Origin of the sequence: Rothia nasisuis (assembly GCF_928381405.1) — a bacterium.
Taxonomy (GTDB): Bacteria; Actinomycetota; Actinomycetes; order Actinomycetales; family Micrococcaceae; genus Rothia; species Rothia nasisuis.
On sequence record NZ_CAKMSB010000003.1, the window covers coordinates 62,595 to 78,929 of the forward strand.

A 16,335-nucleotide genomic window follows, 5' to 3' on the forward strand; every position below is an offset into this window, starting at 1 on the left:
CTACCGCCCCACCTCAGCCAGAGCAGCAGCCACCCTACCCATCAACGGGTCAGACATCACCGCAGTGAGCTGCGCGTGAGCCTGAGGTAGCCCCGCCCGCTCGGCATAAACCACAAAATCGTCCAGCTCCACATCAAGCGACCCCATGCCTACCAGCACCGCATCCACCGCAGCACCCGCCGCCCCAATAGCAGCAGCCAGTACTTCCACCTGGGCGGCAACCACCTCACCGGCCACACGCACCTGGCCCGCAGCGTCCTCAAGCTCCCTACCCAGCAGAGCACCGGCCTCCCGCTCCACACTCAAAGCACGACCAAAGGCTTGCCCCGCCTGCGATGACCAATCCACCTGACCCGCAACCCAGGCATCCCGCGAAGCACTCACCACCTGCTCAGCCTGTACACGCACCTGAGAAGCTACCGCATCAGACCACTCCCGAATCCGGGCAGCTAGCGCCATAGCTTCCGCGCTCGCAGCTGCCGCGCCTTCGCTCCCCCAGCCTGCGCGCCCCGCAGCTGCAACCAGTTCATGAACCGACGGCATCACTACCTCCTCAACAGCACAACCAATCAGCACTTGCCCACACTCTAGCCCTCGCCGACCCTGCTCAGCCGCTCGCGGGCACCCTGTGGATAAGGCACAGCGCACCGTCACGCTCGCGCACTCCCCGGCAACCCAGGATTTGGTGCAGCCGTGACGCACTATGACGGAGCTCGTCCACACCCCTTGACGTCAGCATTTGCGGCCTGCAAGGGCGCGGGGAGCCACCGCACACGCAGGCTCAAAACATGCGCTCCCCCACTCACCCGTGAGAAACTAGAGTCATGTCTCATCGCGAAAACTGCACCACCCTGCCCTCTGGCCGCCACTCCCTTACTGGCGCAGGCCTTGCCCTCGGCGCCCTCGACGGCCGCTACAAGGCCGCCACCGAGCCCCTGGTCGACTACCTCTCAGAAGCCGCCCTCAACCGCGACCGCATCCACGTTGAAGTTGAATGGTTCATCTACCTCTGTGACCATCGGGTCCTGCCCGGCCTGGCTCCCCTCACCGACGACCAGCATGCCGGTCTGCGCGCCATCGTCACCGACTTCACCGAAGAATCTGCCGCCGAACTGGCAGAAATTGAAGCCGTCACCGTGCACGACGTAAAGGCCGTAGAATACTTCATTGCCCGCCGCCTTGAACCCCTGGGCCTAGGCCACCTCAAGCCCCTGGTCCACTTCGGCTGCACCAGCGAAGACATCAACAACCTCTCCTACGCCCTGGGCATCAAGGACGCCGTCACCAACGTCTGGCTGCCCGCCGCCCGCGGCCTGGTTGAGCAGATCATGAAGCTGGCCGAAGAGGCCCGCGACGTGCCCATGCTTTCTCGCACCCACGGCCAGCCCGCCACCCCCTCCACCCTGGGTAAGGAACTAGCTGTCTTCGCCTACCGCCTGAACCGCCAGATCAAGCACGTTGAAAAGGCTGAATTCCTGGGCAAGATCAACGGTGCAACCGGCACCTACTCCGCCCACGTGGTCTCTGTGCCCACCGCCGACTGGCAGAAGATTTCTGAAGAGTTCGTCACCGGCCTGGGCCTGGACTGGAACCCCCTGACCACCCAGATTGAAAACCACGACTGGCAGGCAGAGCTCTACTCCTCCATCGCCCACTTCAACCAGGTGCTGCACAATCTCTGCACCGACGTGTGGAGCTACATCTCCATCCGCTTCTTCCGCCAGATTCCCGTTGCGGGCGCGACCGGCTCCTCAACCATGCCGCACAAGGTCAACCCCATCCGCTTCGAGAATGCCGAAGCCAACCTTGAAATTTCTAACGCCCTGCTCAACGCCCTGGGCTCAACCCTGGTGCAGTCCCGCTGGCAGCGCGACCTGACCGACTCCTCCTCCCAGCGCAACATCGGTGTGGCCTTCGGTCACTCCGTGCTGGCTATTTCGAACGTGGTCAAGGGCCTGGAGCGTCTGGACATCGCCACCGACGTCATCGCCGAAGATCTCAACGACAACTGGGAGGTGCTGGCCGAGGCTATCCAGATGGTCATGCGTGCCGAGGCAATCGCAGGCACTCCCGGCATGGAGGACCCCTACGAGCGCCTTAAGGAGCTGACTCGCGGCCACCGCGTGGACGCCGCCCGCCTCAAGGAATTCGTCGCTGAGCTCGGCCTGAGTAAGGACGCCGAAGCCCGGCTCTCTGAGCTCACCCCGGCTACCTACATCGGCCTGGCTCCGCAGCTGCTCGACCATGTGACACGGTAATCAGCCACCGGGGTCACGGTCAGGCCAGCTCCGCCGACTCGGAGTAAGACTTGACAGGCTCAAGCCCCTCTTCCCTACCCTGGCACTTTTGCACCCATGACACCCTACGCCATCAAACAAGTCTTCATCTACGCCAGCACCATCGGCATCTTCTACCTGCTACCCATCAGGCTTAATAACGATTCCTACCTGCAGGGCATCATTGCAGGCCTCATGCTTCTTGCTCTGGCCTACGCCATTACCACCCAGCTACGCAAGCAGGAGCGCCGCTTCTTCGACTTGGTCGCCCTCATGTTTGTGGCTGCTCACGTCTGTGCCTTCGTCTGCTACGTCTTGGCCGTTCAAGAACCCGAGCAGTTCACCGGTCTCGCCACCCGCACCGATGCCCTTTACTTCACCATTGTGACCATGTCTACCGTGGGATTTGGCGATATTCACCCTGTCGGGCAGCAGGCGAAGCTACTGGTCATCGCTATGATTATCTTCGACCTTATTTTTATCGCCGCTCTGGGCCACGCCATGAGCGAGGCGCTCCGTCACGGCCGAGAAAAGCGCTCCTACCAGGCCCAAAAGAATCATGAACAGTAAATTCCTCTGGATCTGCCTCCTCTACGGTGGCCTGGCAGGTCTCGTCTCTGCCCTGACCCTCATGGCCATGCTGAGCCTACAGCACCACATCTGGGCCCTGGGTAGCGGCCCCTTCTTTATCTTTGCTACCGTCATGGTCGGCGGTATTCTGCTGGCCATACTGCAACACCGTCATAGCCTGGGGAGTCTGGATCAGGCTATTGCTGAGACCACCGACCCTGCCCGACCCCGGGCACTCAAGACTGGCGTCCTTGCTCTTTCTGCCATTATCGCTGTGGCCTTTGGTGCCTCCATCGGCCCCGAAGCCGGCCTAGTGGCTGTGGTTGCTGAGCTATCTATACTGGTCAGCTCCAAGATTGCCCGCACCCGCGAAGAGGCAGGGGCACTGGGTGAGGCCGGAACCGCAGCAGCACTGGCTAGTGTCTATGGCTCCCCGCCTGCCGCAGCCTCTTACGCCGACGACTCTATTAACCCCCTCAAAAGTGCCTGCTTTCTTAGCCGGCGTGAGCGGCTTTCTAACCTTTATGGCAGCCCTCAACCTACTGGGAGCTGAGCGGCATATTTTAGAGCTCCCCCTGGCCCCGCGCGGGGATGTGAACACCTGGTGGCAGGCCCTACTCCCGGCTCTTTTGGCCAGTGCCCTGGCCCTGTTCTTTGGCTGGTTACACCACCGGGTGGATCATTTCGCCGAGCGTTTTACCCGCCCCTGGGCCCGGGTTCTCGTAGGTTCTGCTCTGCTGGCGGGGCTACTCGCGGCCGTCCCCCTGCTACGTTTTTCAGGGCACGCAGAGCTCCCTGAACTGGTAACCCTGGTTGAGGATTCTGCCTGGTGGGCCCTCGCAGGCCTGGCCCTGCTCAAGGTGGTTGCGACCGCCCTGAGCCTGTCTGCTGGCTGGCCCGGTGGCGAGTTCTTCCCCCTAGCTTTTGCGGGGGCAGCGGCAGGTTTGCTCACTACGGCTCTGTTACCGGGTACGGACGCCGGTACCGCCCTGGCTGCGGGGATGGTTGCAGCAACGACGGTTGCGGTCAAAAAGCCTCTGGCTATCGTGCTGATTATGGTTTTTATGCTACCCGGCACCGCCCTGGGGCCCCTGCTGGTAGCCTCTGCGGTAGGGACGCTGATGGTCAAGCTGGTAGAAGCCCGCACCGAGTCAGCTAAACAAGCTGGTTAAAGAAAGCGGGGTTACCCACAGCCGTGGGCAACCCCGCTTTGTTAGAGGCTTAAATTATGCAACTTTTTTGGCATTGGAACGAGCCTTAAAGCCCGCAACAATCAGGGTAATACCCAGAGCGATAGTGAGCAGGCCGATCCAGATAATCATGCTAATCATAGCAACACCGGGGCTAGCCATCACCAGCAGACCGGCCAGCAACCAGAGAACACCTGCCAGGATCAGGTAGGCCTTGGGAGCCTCCTTAGGCAGGCGCACAGCAGCAATGATTTCGATGATACCGCGCACCACCAGCCAGAAACCCAGAACCCAGGTCAAGGTAGCTGCGCCCCAGAGGGGCTGAAAGATAACAGCCAGGCCAGCAAGGAGGCCAATGATGCCAGAGAGAATGTAGAAAAACTTACCCGACTTATCGGCAGATCCAACACGTGAGAAAGTTGAGATAGCTTCAACAATCGCAAAGATACCCCACATCACAGCAATCACGCTGAGAGTAATACCGGGCCAGATAATGGCAGCAAGTCCGAGCATGACAGCCAGGGCGCCTGTAATAAAAAGCGGGCGTGCAAAAAGTGAAGAGGTCATATTTGCTCCATGAGAAATAGGGACTGCGTGCGTTTTGCTTAAAACACCTCAAGACTAACAGTCAAAAACATCTCACTTAGTGGTTACCGGCGAATAACTTTTCTTCATAAAGCGTGTTTCTGCTCTCCGTTGTTGGATTTTAGGCAACAAGGCGACTAAAAAATCTACATATTTCTATTACCTGCCACAGGTTAAGAGCAGTAAAGGGCGAGCTGGTTCAATCCCCAGGTTTCCTACAATAGACCTATGACCGACACCTCCCGCCCCGCAGACAGCTCACCCGATCAGGTTCCCCTGGCCGTGCGCCGCCTGCGCAAGCTCCGCGCCCGCTACTCCGAAGCCACCCCCGCTACCCTGGCAGAGCGCCTAGGCGGTATCTTCGTGCGCGATTTTACCCTGGTCGGGTCAGCCCAGGCCGGGGCCCAGGAGCTGACCCCCAACGTCCTCGGCAGCGTTACCCGCAACCGGCGCGTAGCCGGTCTCACCCAGGTAGCCGCCCACCTGGGCGCGGTGCAGCAGGGCATGGCCACCTACAGCAGGGCCGCTAACAAAGGCATCAACACCACAGCCCATGTGGGCAGCGCTCAGGCAGTCAAGACCTACCTGCACGGCATGGCCCTGCTCTACGGGCTTCAGGTTGAAAGCAGCGACGAGGCCGCAACAGCCGTTTTAGGGCAGGACGTCAATGAGCTACTCACCCAGGTCGAAAACACCCCCAGCGCCGGAGTGCGCCAGGGGCAGCAGATGAACATTCTAGGGGCTGTGGCCACCATCGGCCTGCGCAACCCGCAGACCCTACTGCTGGTCAAGGCGGGCGAGCAGCTGGTTAAGGCCGGTGGCGCTGTTTTTGCTAGCCAGAAGGTGCGCCGAGATTTCGCCCAGCAGCTGATTGCCCAGGTAGGGCAGAACCTGGGGGCCGCCCCCGCTCAGCTAGCTGCCAGCACCCTCGCGGTCTTAGACAGTGGTCAAGACGCCGGAACCCCGAGCACGGGGGCAGGGCAGGGCAACAGCGGCTCGGTTCCTGCTACTGATGACGCTGACCTACTGGAACTCTCCGCCGAAGAGATAAGTGCCATTGAGGTGCCCGAGCCCGTGGCCCCCTCCACCCTCGATGAGCCTGAGCCCATCGAACCTTCCCAGCTTGAGGCACCAGAGCCGGTGACCGCATCCGACATTGAAGAACCAGCCCCGGTGGTTACCGAAACTCAGGTGCGGCCCAGCACCGAGGCAGAGCTCGCAGCAGCCGACGGGGCAACCGCCAAGGGTGCCCGCCTAGCTGCCCGCGCCTTCGTCCGCGCCCGCTCCCGTTTTAAGAGTTAAAAGAAGGAGGGGCCAGAGAAAACTCTGGCCCCTCCTTGCTGTTAGCTAGATTCCGACTAGGAATTGAAGGGCTGGGCACAAGCTGACATGGTGCCCTCGGTGTAGCCCTTGGTGAACCAGCTGACGCGCTGTTCCGAGGAACCGTGCGTCCACAGGTCAGGGTTAACCTGCTGACCGGCCGAACGCTGAATCGCGTCATCACCAATAGCACGGGCGGTGTCAATAGCCTGCTGGATCTGCTCTTCGGTCAAGGGGTCGAGCAGGGCGTTCTCGCCCTTATCAGCCTGAGAAGCCCACACACCGGCGTAACAGTCAGCCTGAACCTCAACCTGCACCGCACCCGAATCAGCGCCCGGGTCCTGGTAGTTGGAGTACTTCAGGGTGCCCATGGTCTGCTGAATATGGTGAGCGAACTCGTGCGCGGTGACGTACATGACCGCGAAATCACCGTTTGAACCGCCCATCGCCTTGAGCTGGTCAAAGAAGGGAACCGACATGTACACGGTCGTATCGGCCGGGCAGTAGAAGGGGCCGGTCTGCGAAATGTTAGCGCTACCGCAGCCGGTAGACAGCTGACCCTCGCCCAGTACCAGGTCAGGGGCCGTGTAGCTGACGCCTGCCTCAGCAGGCAGTTTCTCTTCCCACACCATATCGAGGCTGACGCCGGTCGCCAGAATACGGCAGTCGTCGTAGCGGTTAGCGTCCTCAGCGGTCTGGCAGTGATCAAAGTTGCCAGCGCCGGTCACCTGATCCTGCTGGGACTCAGTGCCGTACATGGAGCTAGAGCCACCGGTCAGACCGCCTAGGCCGCCTGACGCAAAAAAGAAGATAGCGCCAACAATCAGCACGCCGGGAATACCGAACTTGCGAGCAACACTGCTCATCAGCATCATCATGAGCGGGTTCGTACCGCCGCCACCGGCGGAGCGGCCATTACCCCCAGAAGAGCCGCGCTGGGAGTAGTTACTGTTCAGATTGTCATTAAAGCCCATGTCAACCTCAGGTTATTTCTCAAGCTGGGCGGGCTCAGCGGCCCCGGCCTCGGAGGCACCGGCGTCCTCACCCTTGCCGCCCTCAAACTTAGGCGCACGGTCAGGGTTTAGGGCATCGGGGAAAACAGCGGGCAGGGCCCCGAAGGTCTGCCCAACAGACTTGACCACATTCTTGCCCAGGGCCAGGTTGGCACCGCCACCGACCACAGCACCCACACCGAAGGGCAGGGCACGACCCAGTAGCGCGCCGGACTGACGGGCCAAGAAACGCTTAATAAACATGTTGCGGATGGTGCGCTCGATACTGAACACCTTGCCTGAATCCTTAGAACCCATCATCATGCCCCACTTGCGGGAGACACCGCCAGTCTTGCCGGTATGGGCCAGAATTGAGTTCATGAGTGCGGAGCCGTCCTCCCCCAGCATGATGGCCATGACCATGAGGCGGGCCTTATCGGGGTCATCAATGTGAACTCCGTGCAACTCAGCCATGGCCTGCGCATAGATAGCGGTGCGCTCCAGGTAGCCGCCAACTGCCAGAGCAGACAGACCGACGGACGCCGCAGTACCCAGACCGGGCACGAAAGCGGTTGCGCCCACGGCGCCGCCACCAACGGTTACATCGCGCAGGTAGGCCTTTTCGAGGCGCTTGGCAATCTGGTCGGGGGTCTCGTTAGGGTGCTTCTCACGCATCTTCTTGAGCATGGAAACAATCAGGGGACGCTGAACCTTCAGCACAGTGTCGACAGTGCGGGTAACTGCGGGCTTGGGCTGACCGTTAGCGTCGAAAGCGCTAGATGCGTTGAAGTTGAACATAGCTTTTAGTTTACCGGCAAATAGCTGTAAACACAGTGTGCTTGCTATTGTGTACGCCCTAGGCGTGGCGGGCTGCGGTAGCTCACGGTGGCAACTGTGGCACCCACCGCCAGATATGCGGCAGACATCTGCCTACACTGGTTGCAGTATCTTCTTGAAAGTAGGCACCCGTGCAAGCAGTTCGTTCACGTTTGGCCGGTTCTGATAAGACCACCGGCGTTCTGCTGGTCATTGGCTCCTGCATCTCCCTACAGGTGGGAGCGGCTTTTGCTGTGCAGCTCTTCCCCCAGCTGGGAGCCTGGGGCGTGACCACCCTGCGTCTGGGAGTAGCGGCCCTGGTCATCTGCACTCTCACCCGGCCCCTCTTCTGGCGGTGGACGCCCGCCCAGTGGGTCGCCGTGATCCTGCTCGGGGCTGCCTTCGCCGGCATGAACGGGGCCTTCTACCACGCCATTGAGCTGCTCCCCCTGGGGCTGGCAGTCTCGGTGGAGTTTATCGGCCCGCTGGTTCTGGCAGCTGTGCTCTCCCGCCGGCCTATCGACGCCCTCTGGATTGGACTAGCCACTATCGGTATGGCCCTCATCGGGGCTGAAAAGGCCTTCGGAGTTGAGCACATTTCTACCCTTGGCCTGGTCTTTGCCCTGGTCGCAGCCTTCTTCTGGGCCTGTTATATTCTGGCCAGCTCCCGCGTAGGCAGGCTCTTTGATGGGGCGGGCGGCCTGGGGGCCGCCCTGGTCGTCGCCACCCTCATTACCCTCCCCTTGGGCGGGGCCGGGGCTGCCCAGGCCTTTGCCGACCCGGGCGTCCTTGCCCTGGCAGTGGGTACGGGCCTGCTGGCGTCCGTGGTTCCTTACACTTTCGAGCTGGCGGCCCTGCGCCGCCTGCCCAATAATGTCTTCTCGATTCTGCTCAGCCTAGAGCCTGGTATCGCAGCCATTGGCGGCTGGCTGCTGCTAGACCAAGAAACCGGTGCCCTGCGCTGGGCGGCGATCCTGCTGTTGACTGTAGCCTCTATGGGTATCACAGCGACATCCCGCCCCAAGCGGGCAGCAGGCGAGCCTGCGCCCGTCACCAGCACCATCGCCCAGGTGGACGCCCTCTAGCCCAGCTTGTCGAGCAGCTCCACCAGCTCATCGGTGCCCAGGGCGGACGCCGGGTGCGGCCCGGCACCCACCAGGTAGGTTGCGGCGTCCTGGGTGAGCGCCACATGGGAGCCCACCAGAATAAGGTTGCCCGCATGGCGGCCGCCCAGCATGGTGGTATCAGTCAGGCACCAGACGTGCTCAAAGACCTCTAATAGGGTTCGGGCCTGGGCCACGAAGAAGCTGAGCCCGGCGTCGTCGCCCACATTGACGGCCAGCAGGCCGCCCGCACTATCACCGGCTGCCGGGGCCAGGGCCTGGCGCAGGTCGGTGTAAAACTCGGCGGTGGTCAGGTGGGGCGGAGCCTCCCAGCCCGAGAAAATATCGAGGACAACCACATCCAGACCGCCCGGGGCACCCAACTCATCCCTCAGGCGGGGAGCGGCCGCGGCGGCATCCTCAATCAAAATTGTGCAGTTAGTACCTTCTGGCAGGGGCAGCTGCTCCATCACAAAACCGGGCAGCTCCCGCTCGATGTCAACAGCCAGCTGGGCTGAGCCGGGCCGGGTGGCCTGAATATAGCGCACCAGGGTCAGAGCCCCTGCCCCCAGGTGGGCGGCGGTGATGGGCGCCCCGGGCTCAGCCTGAAGATCAACCAGGTTGCCGATCCGGCGTAGGTACTCGTAGAAGATGAAGTCGGGGTGGGCTAGATCCACGTGAGACTGCTCTGCCCCGCCGATTTCAAGAATCCGGCCGGTCGCTGAGAAGCCGTCAGGGGCAACGGATGCGCTCAGGCCAGAAAAAGAAAGTTGAATGGTGCGTGACATGTTCTCTAGCCTAGCCCCTTTCCGGTCTAGTGCAGGTGCCGCAGGTCTTCGTCGGCAGCCAGGGAGTGCGGCTCCATCTGGAAGGTGGAGTGCTTAATGGACACCTCAAAATGCTCAGCCACGCAGCTTTGCAGGTGTTTGAGAATCTCTACGGAGTGGCCCGAGGTGAAGCACTCGTCGTCGAGCACAATGTGGGCGGTGAGCACCGGCAGGTCGGAGGAAATCTGGCTGGCGTGTAGGTCGTGTACGGCAACCACGTGGGGCTGGCTTTCCAGGTGGCGGCGGACCTCGTCGAGATCAAGCCCGCGCGGGGTTGATTCCAGCAGGACCGAGGTGGTTTCGCGGAAGAGCTTGACGGTGCGCGGAATAATGAGCAGGCCGATGAGCACAGCCACTAGGGCGTCGGCCTGGTAGAAGCCGGTACGCCAGATAATAAGGGCCGAGATAATAACCGCCACCGACCCCAGGGCGTCGTTGAGCACTTCCAGGAAGGCGGCCCGCATGTTGAAGTTGGTGCGGTCGCCGCCCACCAGCACCGCAATCATCACGATGTTGCCCACCAGGCCAATGACGCCGAAAATCAGCACTTCAAGGCCGGGTATGGGGGCAGGTTCCAGCAGGCGCTGCACCGCCTCGTAAAGCACAAAGAGCCCAACCCCGAGCAGCACGGCGGCCTGGAACATGGCCGAGAGCACCTCGACCCGGCGGAACCCCCAGGTGTGGCGCGAGGACGCCGGCAGGCGGGCCAGACGCGCGGCGGCCAGGGCAACGCTGACCCCCAGGGCATCGGTGAAAACGTGGACCGTGTCAAAGAGCAGGGCCAGGGAACCGGTCAGCCAGGCTCCGGTCAACTGGAAGGCAACCAATGACCAGGCAATAACCACCACAATGATAAGGCGGCGCTCGTTAGCCCCGCTGCCGTGGGAATGCCCGTGGGCATGGCTGTGGGAGTGGCCGTGCGAGTGGCCCATGGTGTGCCCTTCTAGTAAATGCCGAACCCCTTATAGGAGCCAACCGGCTGGGTGATGTCAGAGTCAACATGATCAATCCTACCAGCGGTATCGCCGCCGGTCAGTTCGGCAAGGAGCTGCTCACAGGCGTCCGCGCTGCCCTGGGCGACAATCTCAACCGACCCGTCGTCCATGTTTTTGGCGTAGCCCACCAGCCCCAGGGGCTTAGCAATACCGGCCACCCACCAGCGAAAGCCCACGCCCTGCACGTGCCCGTAGGCTGTCGCCATGAGCTGGGCCTCAGCGGGTTCAGCGGGAGTTCTATCGGTGAAAATATCAAAGAAACCCATGTCAGAAGACTCTTTCTCTAGTAGTCCAGCTTGGCGTTCGCCAGTACGGGTAGGGCCTGGCGGGCCCGGTCTACCTCAGTGAGGTCAAGGTCAACCACCAGAATCTCGGGAGCTTCACCGGCCTCAGCCAGGGTCGCACTGAAGGGGGAAACTACCCGGGAGTAGCCCACGCCGGTCGGCTGGGTAATATCTGCCCGCGGGTCAGCGCTGGTAGGCGACGCCTGGTCAACAGCCAACACAAACATATTGGAATCTAGGGCACGGGCACTGGTGAGAATCTGCCACTGGCTCACCTTGCCCTCACCCCCAGCCCAGGACGCCGCAACAATCGTTGCCTTAGCCCCTGCCCGGGAGTAGTCGGCAAAAAGCTTGGGGAAGCGCACGTCGTAACAGGTGGCCAGGCCAATTTTGGTGCCATCCACGGTGACGGTCACCAGCTGTTCACCGGCCTTAACGCCCTCAGATTCCTTAAAACCAAAAGCGTCGTAGAGGTGCATCTTAGTGTAGACGGTCTCTACCCCGTTCTGGTCGAAGCAGTAGAGGTTGTTATAAACCCGCAGGTTCCATTCATCAGAGAGCTGCACCGGGGCGAAGCCGCCCGCCACCACGGTCACGTAGTTCTCGCGAGCAATGTTAGCGAGGGCGGTGCGGAAGGTTAGCTCGTGTTGGGCAGCATCGTCGTAGAGGCGCCCGCCAAAACTCAGCATGGCTGCCTCGGGGAAGACCACCAGGCGGGCTCCGCGCTCTGCTGCGAGCGCCGTGTATTCACGGATCGTCTCGATATTGCGGGCAACGTCCTTGGTACTGAGCATCTGGGCGAGAGCTATCTTCATACCTTCAACTCTAGAGGGCGCAGCGGGCGGTGACCAGGCGTCCGCCCCGGTGAATGTAATCGAAACCTTCATCTGCGCGTTCAAAGAACACGCACATGAAGGTTTCGGTTACCTACACGACTTCTTAGAGACCCGCCGCCTGCTTGAAGGCCGCCACCATGTCGGCGGTGCTGGTACCTGAGTCCACGTTCTCCAGTTTGGTTCCCTCCACCACGAAACTGGGGGTGCCCTTCACACCTGCGGCGACGCCGTCCTGGTACTCCTGCTCAATCAGGGCCAGGGCACCTTCGCTTGCCAGGTCAGACTCGAAACGGGAGCGATCCAGGCCCAGCTCTTCGGCGTAGTCACCCATGAGGGTGGCGAACTGGGCGGTGTCGGTGATCTCCTTCCAGTCGGCCTGGTGGGTGTAGAGGTGATCAGCCATAGCCACGTAAGCCCCCTGAGCCTCAGCAGCCTGCACTGCCTGGGCCGCAGGGACGGCATTGGCGTGCATGGGCAGCGGGAAATGGCGTACCGTCACGTTCATGGTGCCCTCCAGTTCGGCAGCAGCCTCCCGGTACTTGGGGTCGGCCTTGGCGCAGTAGGGGCACTGCAAATCGGTGTAGAGGGTGACCGTGGGGGCCCCGTCCGTCACTGCATTGAGCTGGTAGCCAGCATCGGTGCGGACGCCCGCCGCAGCTTCACCGCTCGCGGCAGCAGAAGCGCCGGCGGTGGTCTCGGTAGAACCGCCACAGGCCACCAAACCCAGCAGAGGGAGGGTGCTCACAAGGGCTCGGCGGGTGAGTTTCACAGACATAAGACTCTTCTCTCAGACGATAGTTCTGAACCCAGCCTAACCAACCGACTGTACCCCCTGCGGGCACAGACTGTCAGCAAGCGTCCGCCCCTCATGAGATACCACACAAACGCACGCCGCTCCGCCCCTAAAGTCCACACAAAGGAATAAACTCAGAAGTAAACATACGGTAGCCCCACGGCCACCGTAACCCACAAAAACACAGCCACAAGGATGTAGACCCAGATGACCAACGGCATGTACATTTCCGCGATGAACCAGGGCTCAGGCAAGTCCCTCATCGCCATCGGCCTAATCGACTCCCTGCTCAAAGAAACCGACCGCGTGGGCTTCTTCCGCCCCGTCTTCAGCGGCGAAATCGAGTCACAAGACCCCCTCATCCGTCTGCTCCGCACCAAGTACAACCTCAGCGACGCCCAGGCCCGCGGCGGCGTCTCCCTCGAACGCTGCCGCGAACTGCTGGCCTCCGGCGATCACGAAGAAATGTCCTCCATCGCCGTCTCCGTCTACTCCGACATGGCCAAGCACTGCGACGCCATCATCGTCGACGGCACCGACCTGCTCTCCCACAACGCAGCCACCGTAGAATTCGACCTCAACGCCCAGTTCGCCAAAGACCTCGGCACCCCCGTCATCGCCGTCGTCGGCGCCCAGGAATCCACCGTCTCAGACGTCGTCAACGCCGTGGACGTCGCCCGCACCGAACTCCACGGAGCCAAGGTTGACCTGCTGGCCGTCATGGTCAACCGCGCCCGCCCCGAACTGCGCGAAGAAATCCTCAAAAACGTCAAGCGCGGCCCCTCTAACCGCCCCGTCTACGTCCTGCCTGAGCTGCCCGAAATCTCACTGCCCACCGTCGCCGAAGTGGTCTACAACCTCGGCCTGGGCCACGAAGGCATGAGCCAGGACTTCCTGGACCGCGACATCCACGACATCAAAATCGCGGCCATGACCGTCTCCAACTTCCTCTCACAGTTCACCGACGGCGACTTCGTCATCGTCCCCGGCGACCGCTCCGACATCATGGTCGCTACCCTGGCCTCAGCTCTGGCGCCATCCTTTCCCGCTCCTTCCGGTATGCTGCTGACCGGCGGCCTGGCTGCAGAACTCAAGGGCGACACCGCCATCGGCCAGCTGGTTGAAAAGGCCCCCTTCCCCGTCTTCTCCACCCAGCTCGATACCTTCAAGGCAGGCCGTGCCGTCTCCATGGTGCGCGGCCAGCTGGCCCTCGGCCAGCCCCGCAAGATTGCAACGGCCCTGGGCGAATGGTTCCGCAACGTCGACGAAAAGGAACTCTTCGAGCGCCTCGAACTCGAACGCCCCGCCACCATGACCCCTCTACGCTTTCTGCACAACCTCATCGAAAAGGCCCGCAGCGACCGCCGCTCCATCGTCCTGCCCGAAGGCTACGACCCCCGCATCCTACGCGCCGCCTCCATCATCGTCCGCCGCGACTTCTGCGACCTCACACTGATCGGCAACCCCGAAAAAATCGCAGAAATCTGCCAGCGCGAATCCATTGACCTGCCCATCGCAGAGGACGGCAAGCGCGGCGTCACCATCATCGATCTCGACAAGAACGACTACACCGAGGACTTCGCCAAAACCTACGCCGACTTGCGCGCCCACAAGGGCATGACCTTCGAAGGCGCCCAGAACCGCATGATGGACCCCTCCTACTTCGGCACCATGCTGGTGCACAAGGGCATCGTGGACGGCATGGTCTCCGGCGCTGTCAACACCACAGCCAATACCATCCGCCCCTCCCTGGAGTTCATCAAAACCCGCGAGGGCGTTAACGTGGTCTCCTCCGTCTTCCTCATGCTCATGGAAGACCGCGTGCTGGTCTTCGGTGACTGCGCCGTCAACCCCAACCCCAACGCCGAGCAGCTGGCTGACATCGCCAGAGCCTCGGCAGAGACCGCCCGCCAGTTCGGCGTTGACCCCAAGGTGGCCATGCTCTCCTACTCCACCGGCACCTCCGGCTCCGGTACCGACGTTGAGCTCGTGGCCGAAGCCACCGAGAAGCTGCGCGAATCTAACCCCGACTTCGCCTTCGAGGGCCCCATCCAGTTCGACGCGGCCTCCAACATGTCCATCGCCTCCTCCAAGCTCCCCGGCTCAGAGGTCGCAGGCCAGGCAACCGTCTTCATCTTCCCCGACCTGAACACCGGCAACAACACCTACAAGGCTGTTCAGCAGACCTCCGGCGCTGTAGCCGTCGGCCCCGTCCTGCAGGGCCTGCGCAAGCCTGTGAACGACCTCTCCCGCGGCGCTACCGTCGATGACATCATCAACACCGTGGCTATCACCGCTATTCAGGCCCAAACCCTGTAATAGGACGCACGGGGTTGGGTTGGCAGAACGGCCGCAGCGGACTCCCCTGCGGCGACTAACCTTCTCGAGCTCGCCCTGGAGGGCTCGCTCGATTCATGCCCCGCCTAACGGCGGATTCCGTTCGCTCTCGTGTGCTGGCGCACCCGCTCACTCCATCCAGCCAGTCGCCTTTCGGGGAGTCCGCCTGCGTCCTAGGCGCAAACGTCCGCGTACCCCCTCACTCACTAAGCAACTAAAGGAAAACACTTTCATGCTCGTACTCGTTATTAACTGCGGTTCCTCATCTGTGAAGTACCAGGTGCGTGACACCGCCGCTACCGGTGAAGAGAACCAGGTCATCGCTAAGGGCCTGGTGGAGAACATCGGCTCAGCCGAGATTCCCACCCACACCGAAGCCCTCGACATCATGGCTAAGGCCCTGGTTGAGCCCCTGCACGGCAAGACCATCGACGCTATCGGCCACCGTATCGTTCAGGGCGGCGATGTCTTCTCAGAGCCCGTGCTGGTCACTGACGAGGTCATCGCTAAGATTGATGAGCTCTCCCCCTTAGCTCCCCTGCACAACCCCGCCCATGTGCTGGGTCTGAAGGCTGCCCAGGAAACCTACCCCGGCGTCCCCATGGTTGCCGTCTTCGATACCGCCTTCCACGGCACCATGCCCGAGCACGTCTACCGTTACGCTGTGCCCGAAGAACTGGTGGAGAAGTACGGCGTGCGCCGCTACGGCTTCCACGGCACCAGCCACGACTACGTCACCGGCATTGCCGCTGACTTCCTGGGCCTGGACCGCTCCGACTTCAACGGCGTTATCGCCCACCTGGGTAACGGCGCGTCCGTCACCGCTGTTGAGGGCGGTCAGTGCCTGGACACCTCCATGGGCTACACCCCCCTGGCTGGCCTGGTCATGGGTACCCGCTCCGGCGACATCGACCCCTCCGTGCTGACCTCCATTATGATGCGCGACCCCGAGATGACTCCCGCCAAGATGGACTCCCTGCTGAACAAGGAATCCGGCCTGCTCGCTATCGCTGGCAACAACGACATGCGCGCTGTGGTTGAGGCTATGGAAGCTGGGGACGAGCGCGCCAAGCTGGCCCTGGACATGACCTCCTACCGCCTGGCTAAGTACATCGGCGCCTACCATGTGGCTGTTGGTGGCGCTAAGGCCCTGGTCTTCACCGCCGGTATCGGTGAGAACTCCCACCAGTTCCGCAAGCTGGCTGTTGAGCGCCTGGGTGCCCTGGGCATCAAGCTGGACGTCGAAGCCAACAAGGTACGCGGCGACGAGCCCCGCATCATCTCCACCGAGGACTCAGCTATCCCCGTCCTGGTTGTTCCAACCAACGAGGAAAAGGCTATCGCCGAGGCCACCGAGGCCCTGGTTGCCTAAGTTTTAGGGCTTCCCCATTGTAGGGCGGGGGTTCTTTCG

Annotated in this window: 17 protein-coding genes; 8 read left to right on the top strand and 9 right to left on the bottom strand. The window is 61.8% G+C overall.

Annotated elements, in window-relative coordinates:
• The gene (locus tag L6966_RS03430) at nt 1-543 is read right to left on the bottom strand and encodes a hypothetical protein (RefSeq protein ID WP_237224991.1); all 543 of its coding nucleotides are present in this window, start codon (nt 541-543) and stop codon (nt 1-3) included.
• A 281-nt stretch (nt 544-824) separates the two neighbouring features.
• On the opposite strand from L6966_RS03430, the gene purB reads away from it, so the two are divergent.
• The 4 genes from purB to L6966_RS03450 all read left to right on the top strand — a co-directional run bounded on the left by purB (nt 825) and on the right by L6966_RS03450 (nt 4,018).
• Nucleotides 825-2,258: an adenylosuccinate lyase gene (gene purB, locus L6966_RS03435; RefSeq protein ID WP_237224992.1), complete on the top strand. Its 1,434-nt coding sequence runs from the start codon at nt 825-827 to the stop codon at nt 2,256-2,258.
• A 96-nt stretch (nt 2,259-2,354) separates the two neighbouring features.
• Complete coding sequence (locus tag L6966_RS03440; protein WP_083090629.1) at nt 2,355-2,846, top strand: ion channel; 492 nt, start codon at nt 2,355-2,357, stop codon at nt 2,844-2,846.
• Nucleotides 2,836-3,399, top strand: coding sequence for a voltage-gated chloride channel family protein (locus L6966_RS03445; protein WP_237224993.1), 564 nt, complete (start codon nt 2,836-2,838; stop codon nt 3,397-3,399). Before L6966_RS03440 ends, L6966_RS03445 begins: the two co-directional genes overlap by 11 nt.
• Nucleotides 3,371-4,018, top strand: a complete 648-nt coding sequence (locus L6966_RS03450; protein WP_237224994.1) for a chloride channel protein — start codon at nt 3,371-3,373, stop codon at nt 4,016-4,018. Before L6966_RS03445 ends, L6966_RS03450 begins: the two co-directional genes overlap by 29 nt.
• A gap of 54 nt (nt 4,019-4,072) precedes the next feature.
• On the opposite strand, the gene L6966_RS03455 is transcribed toward L6966_RS03450, so the two are convergent.
• Nucleotides 4,073-4,603, bottom strand: a complete 531-nt coding sequence (locus L6966_RS03455) for an HdeD family acid-resistance protein (RefSeq protein ID WP_237224995.1) — start codon at nt 4,601-4,603, stop codon at nt 4,073-4,075.
• 246 nt (nt 4,604-4,849) lie between these two features.
• Here L6966_RS03455 and L6966_RS03460 point away from each other — a divergent pair, with 246 nt between their 5' ends.
• A complete protein-coding gene (locus tag L6966_RS03460; protein WP_237224996.1) occupies nt 4,850-5,923 on the top strand; it encodes a hypothetical protein in 1,074 nt (357 codons plus the stop codon).
• A gap of 56 nt (nt 5,924-5,979) precedes the next feature.
• On the opposite strand, the gene ypfJ is transcribed toward L6966_RS03460, so the two are convergent.
• Both ypfJ and L6966_RS03470 read right to left on the bottom strand, forming a co-directional pair.
• On the bottom strand, nt 5,980-6,915 hold the full coding sequence (gene ypfJ / locus L6966_RS03465; protein ID WP_237224997.1) for a KPN_02809 family neutral zinc metallopeptidase: 936 nt from the start codon (nt 6,913-6,915) through the stop codon (nt 5,980-5,982).
• 12 nt (nt 6,916-6,927) lie between these two features.
• Nucleotides 6,928-7,731 (bottom strand): di- and tripeptidase, encoded by an 804-nt coding sequence (locus L6966_RS03470; protein ID WP_237224998.1) that lies wholly within the window; start codon nt 7,729-7,731, stop codon nt 6,928-6,930.
• Nucleotides 7,732-7,901: 170 nt separating this feature from the next.
• On the opposite strand from L6966_RS03470, the gene L6966_RS03475 reads away from it, so the two are divergent.
• The gene (locus L6966_RS03475) at nt 7,902-8,834 is read left to right on the top strand and encodes an EamA family transporter (protein ID WP_237224999.1); all 933 of its coding nucleotides are present in this window, start codon (nt 7,902-7,904) and stop codon (nt 8,832-8,834) included.
• Here L6966_RS03475 and L6966_RS03480 read toward each other — a convergent pair.
• From L6966_RS03480 to L6966_RS03500, 5 genes are all read right to left on the bottom strand, one after another.
• Entirely contained in the window at nt 8,831-9,640 is an 810-nt protein-coding gene (locus L6966_RS03480; RefSeq protein WP_237225000.1) for a spermidine synthase, read from the bottom strand. The genes L6966_RS03475 and L6966_RS03480 overlap by 4 nt on opposite strands.
• Before the next feature lie 26 nt (nt 9,641-9,666).
• The gene (locus tag L6966_RS03485; RefSeq protein WP_237222067.1) at nt 9,667-10,611 is read right to left on the bottom strand and encodes a cation diffusion facilitator family transporter; all 945 of its coding nucleotides are present in this window, start codon (nt 10,609-10,611) and stop codon (nt 9,667-9,669) included.
• 11 nt (nt 10,612-10,622) lie between these two features.
• On the bottom strand, nt 10,623-10,940 hold the full coding sequence (locus L6966_RS03490; protein ID WP_237225001.1) for an acylphosphatase: 318 nt from the start codon (nt 10,938-10,940) through the stop codon (nt 10,623-10,625).
• A gap of 17 nt (nt 10,941-10,957) precedes the next feature.
• On the bottom strand, nt 10,958-11,773 hold the full coding sequence (locus L6966_RS03495; protein WP_237225002.1) for a carbon-nitrogen hydrolase family protein: 816 nt from the start codon (nt 11,771-11,773) through the stop codon (nt 10,958-10,960).
• Between the two features lie 124 nt (nt 11,774-11,897).
• A complete protein-coding gene (locus L6966_RS03500) occupies nt 11,898-12,569 on the bottom strand; it encodes a DsbA family protein (RefSeq protein WP_237225003.1) in 672 nt (223 codons plus the stop codon).
• Nucleotides 12,570-12,794: 225 nt separating this feature from the next.
• On the opposite strand from L6966_RS03500, the gene pta reads away from it, so the two are divergent.
• Both pta and L6966_RS03510 read left to right on the top strand, forming a co-directional pair.
• On the top strand, nt 12,795-14,906 hold the full coding sequence (pta, locus tag L6966_RS03505) for a phosphate acetyltransferase (protein WP_237225004.1): 2,112 nt from the start codon (nt 12,795-12,797) through the stop codon (nt 14,904-14,906).
• Nucleotides 14,907-15,156: 250 nt separating this feature from the next.
• Nucleotides 15,157-16,296 carry an acetate/propionate family kinase gene (locus L6966_RS03510; RefSeq protein ID WP_083090643.1) on the top strand — a complete coding sequence of 380 codons (1,140 nt, stop codon included), beginning with the start codon at nt 15,157-15,159 and terminating at the stop codon, nt 16,294-16,296.
• Nucleotides 16,297-16,335: the final 39 nt, after the last annotated feature.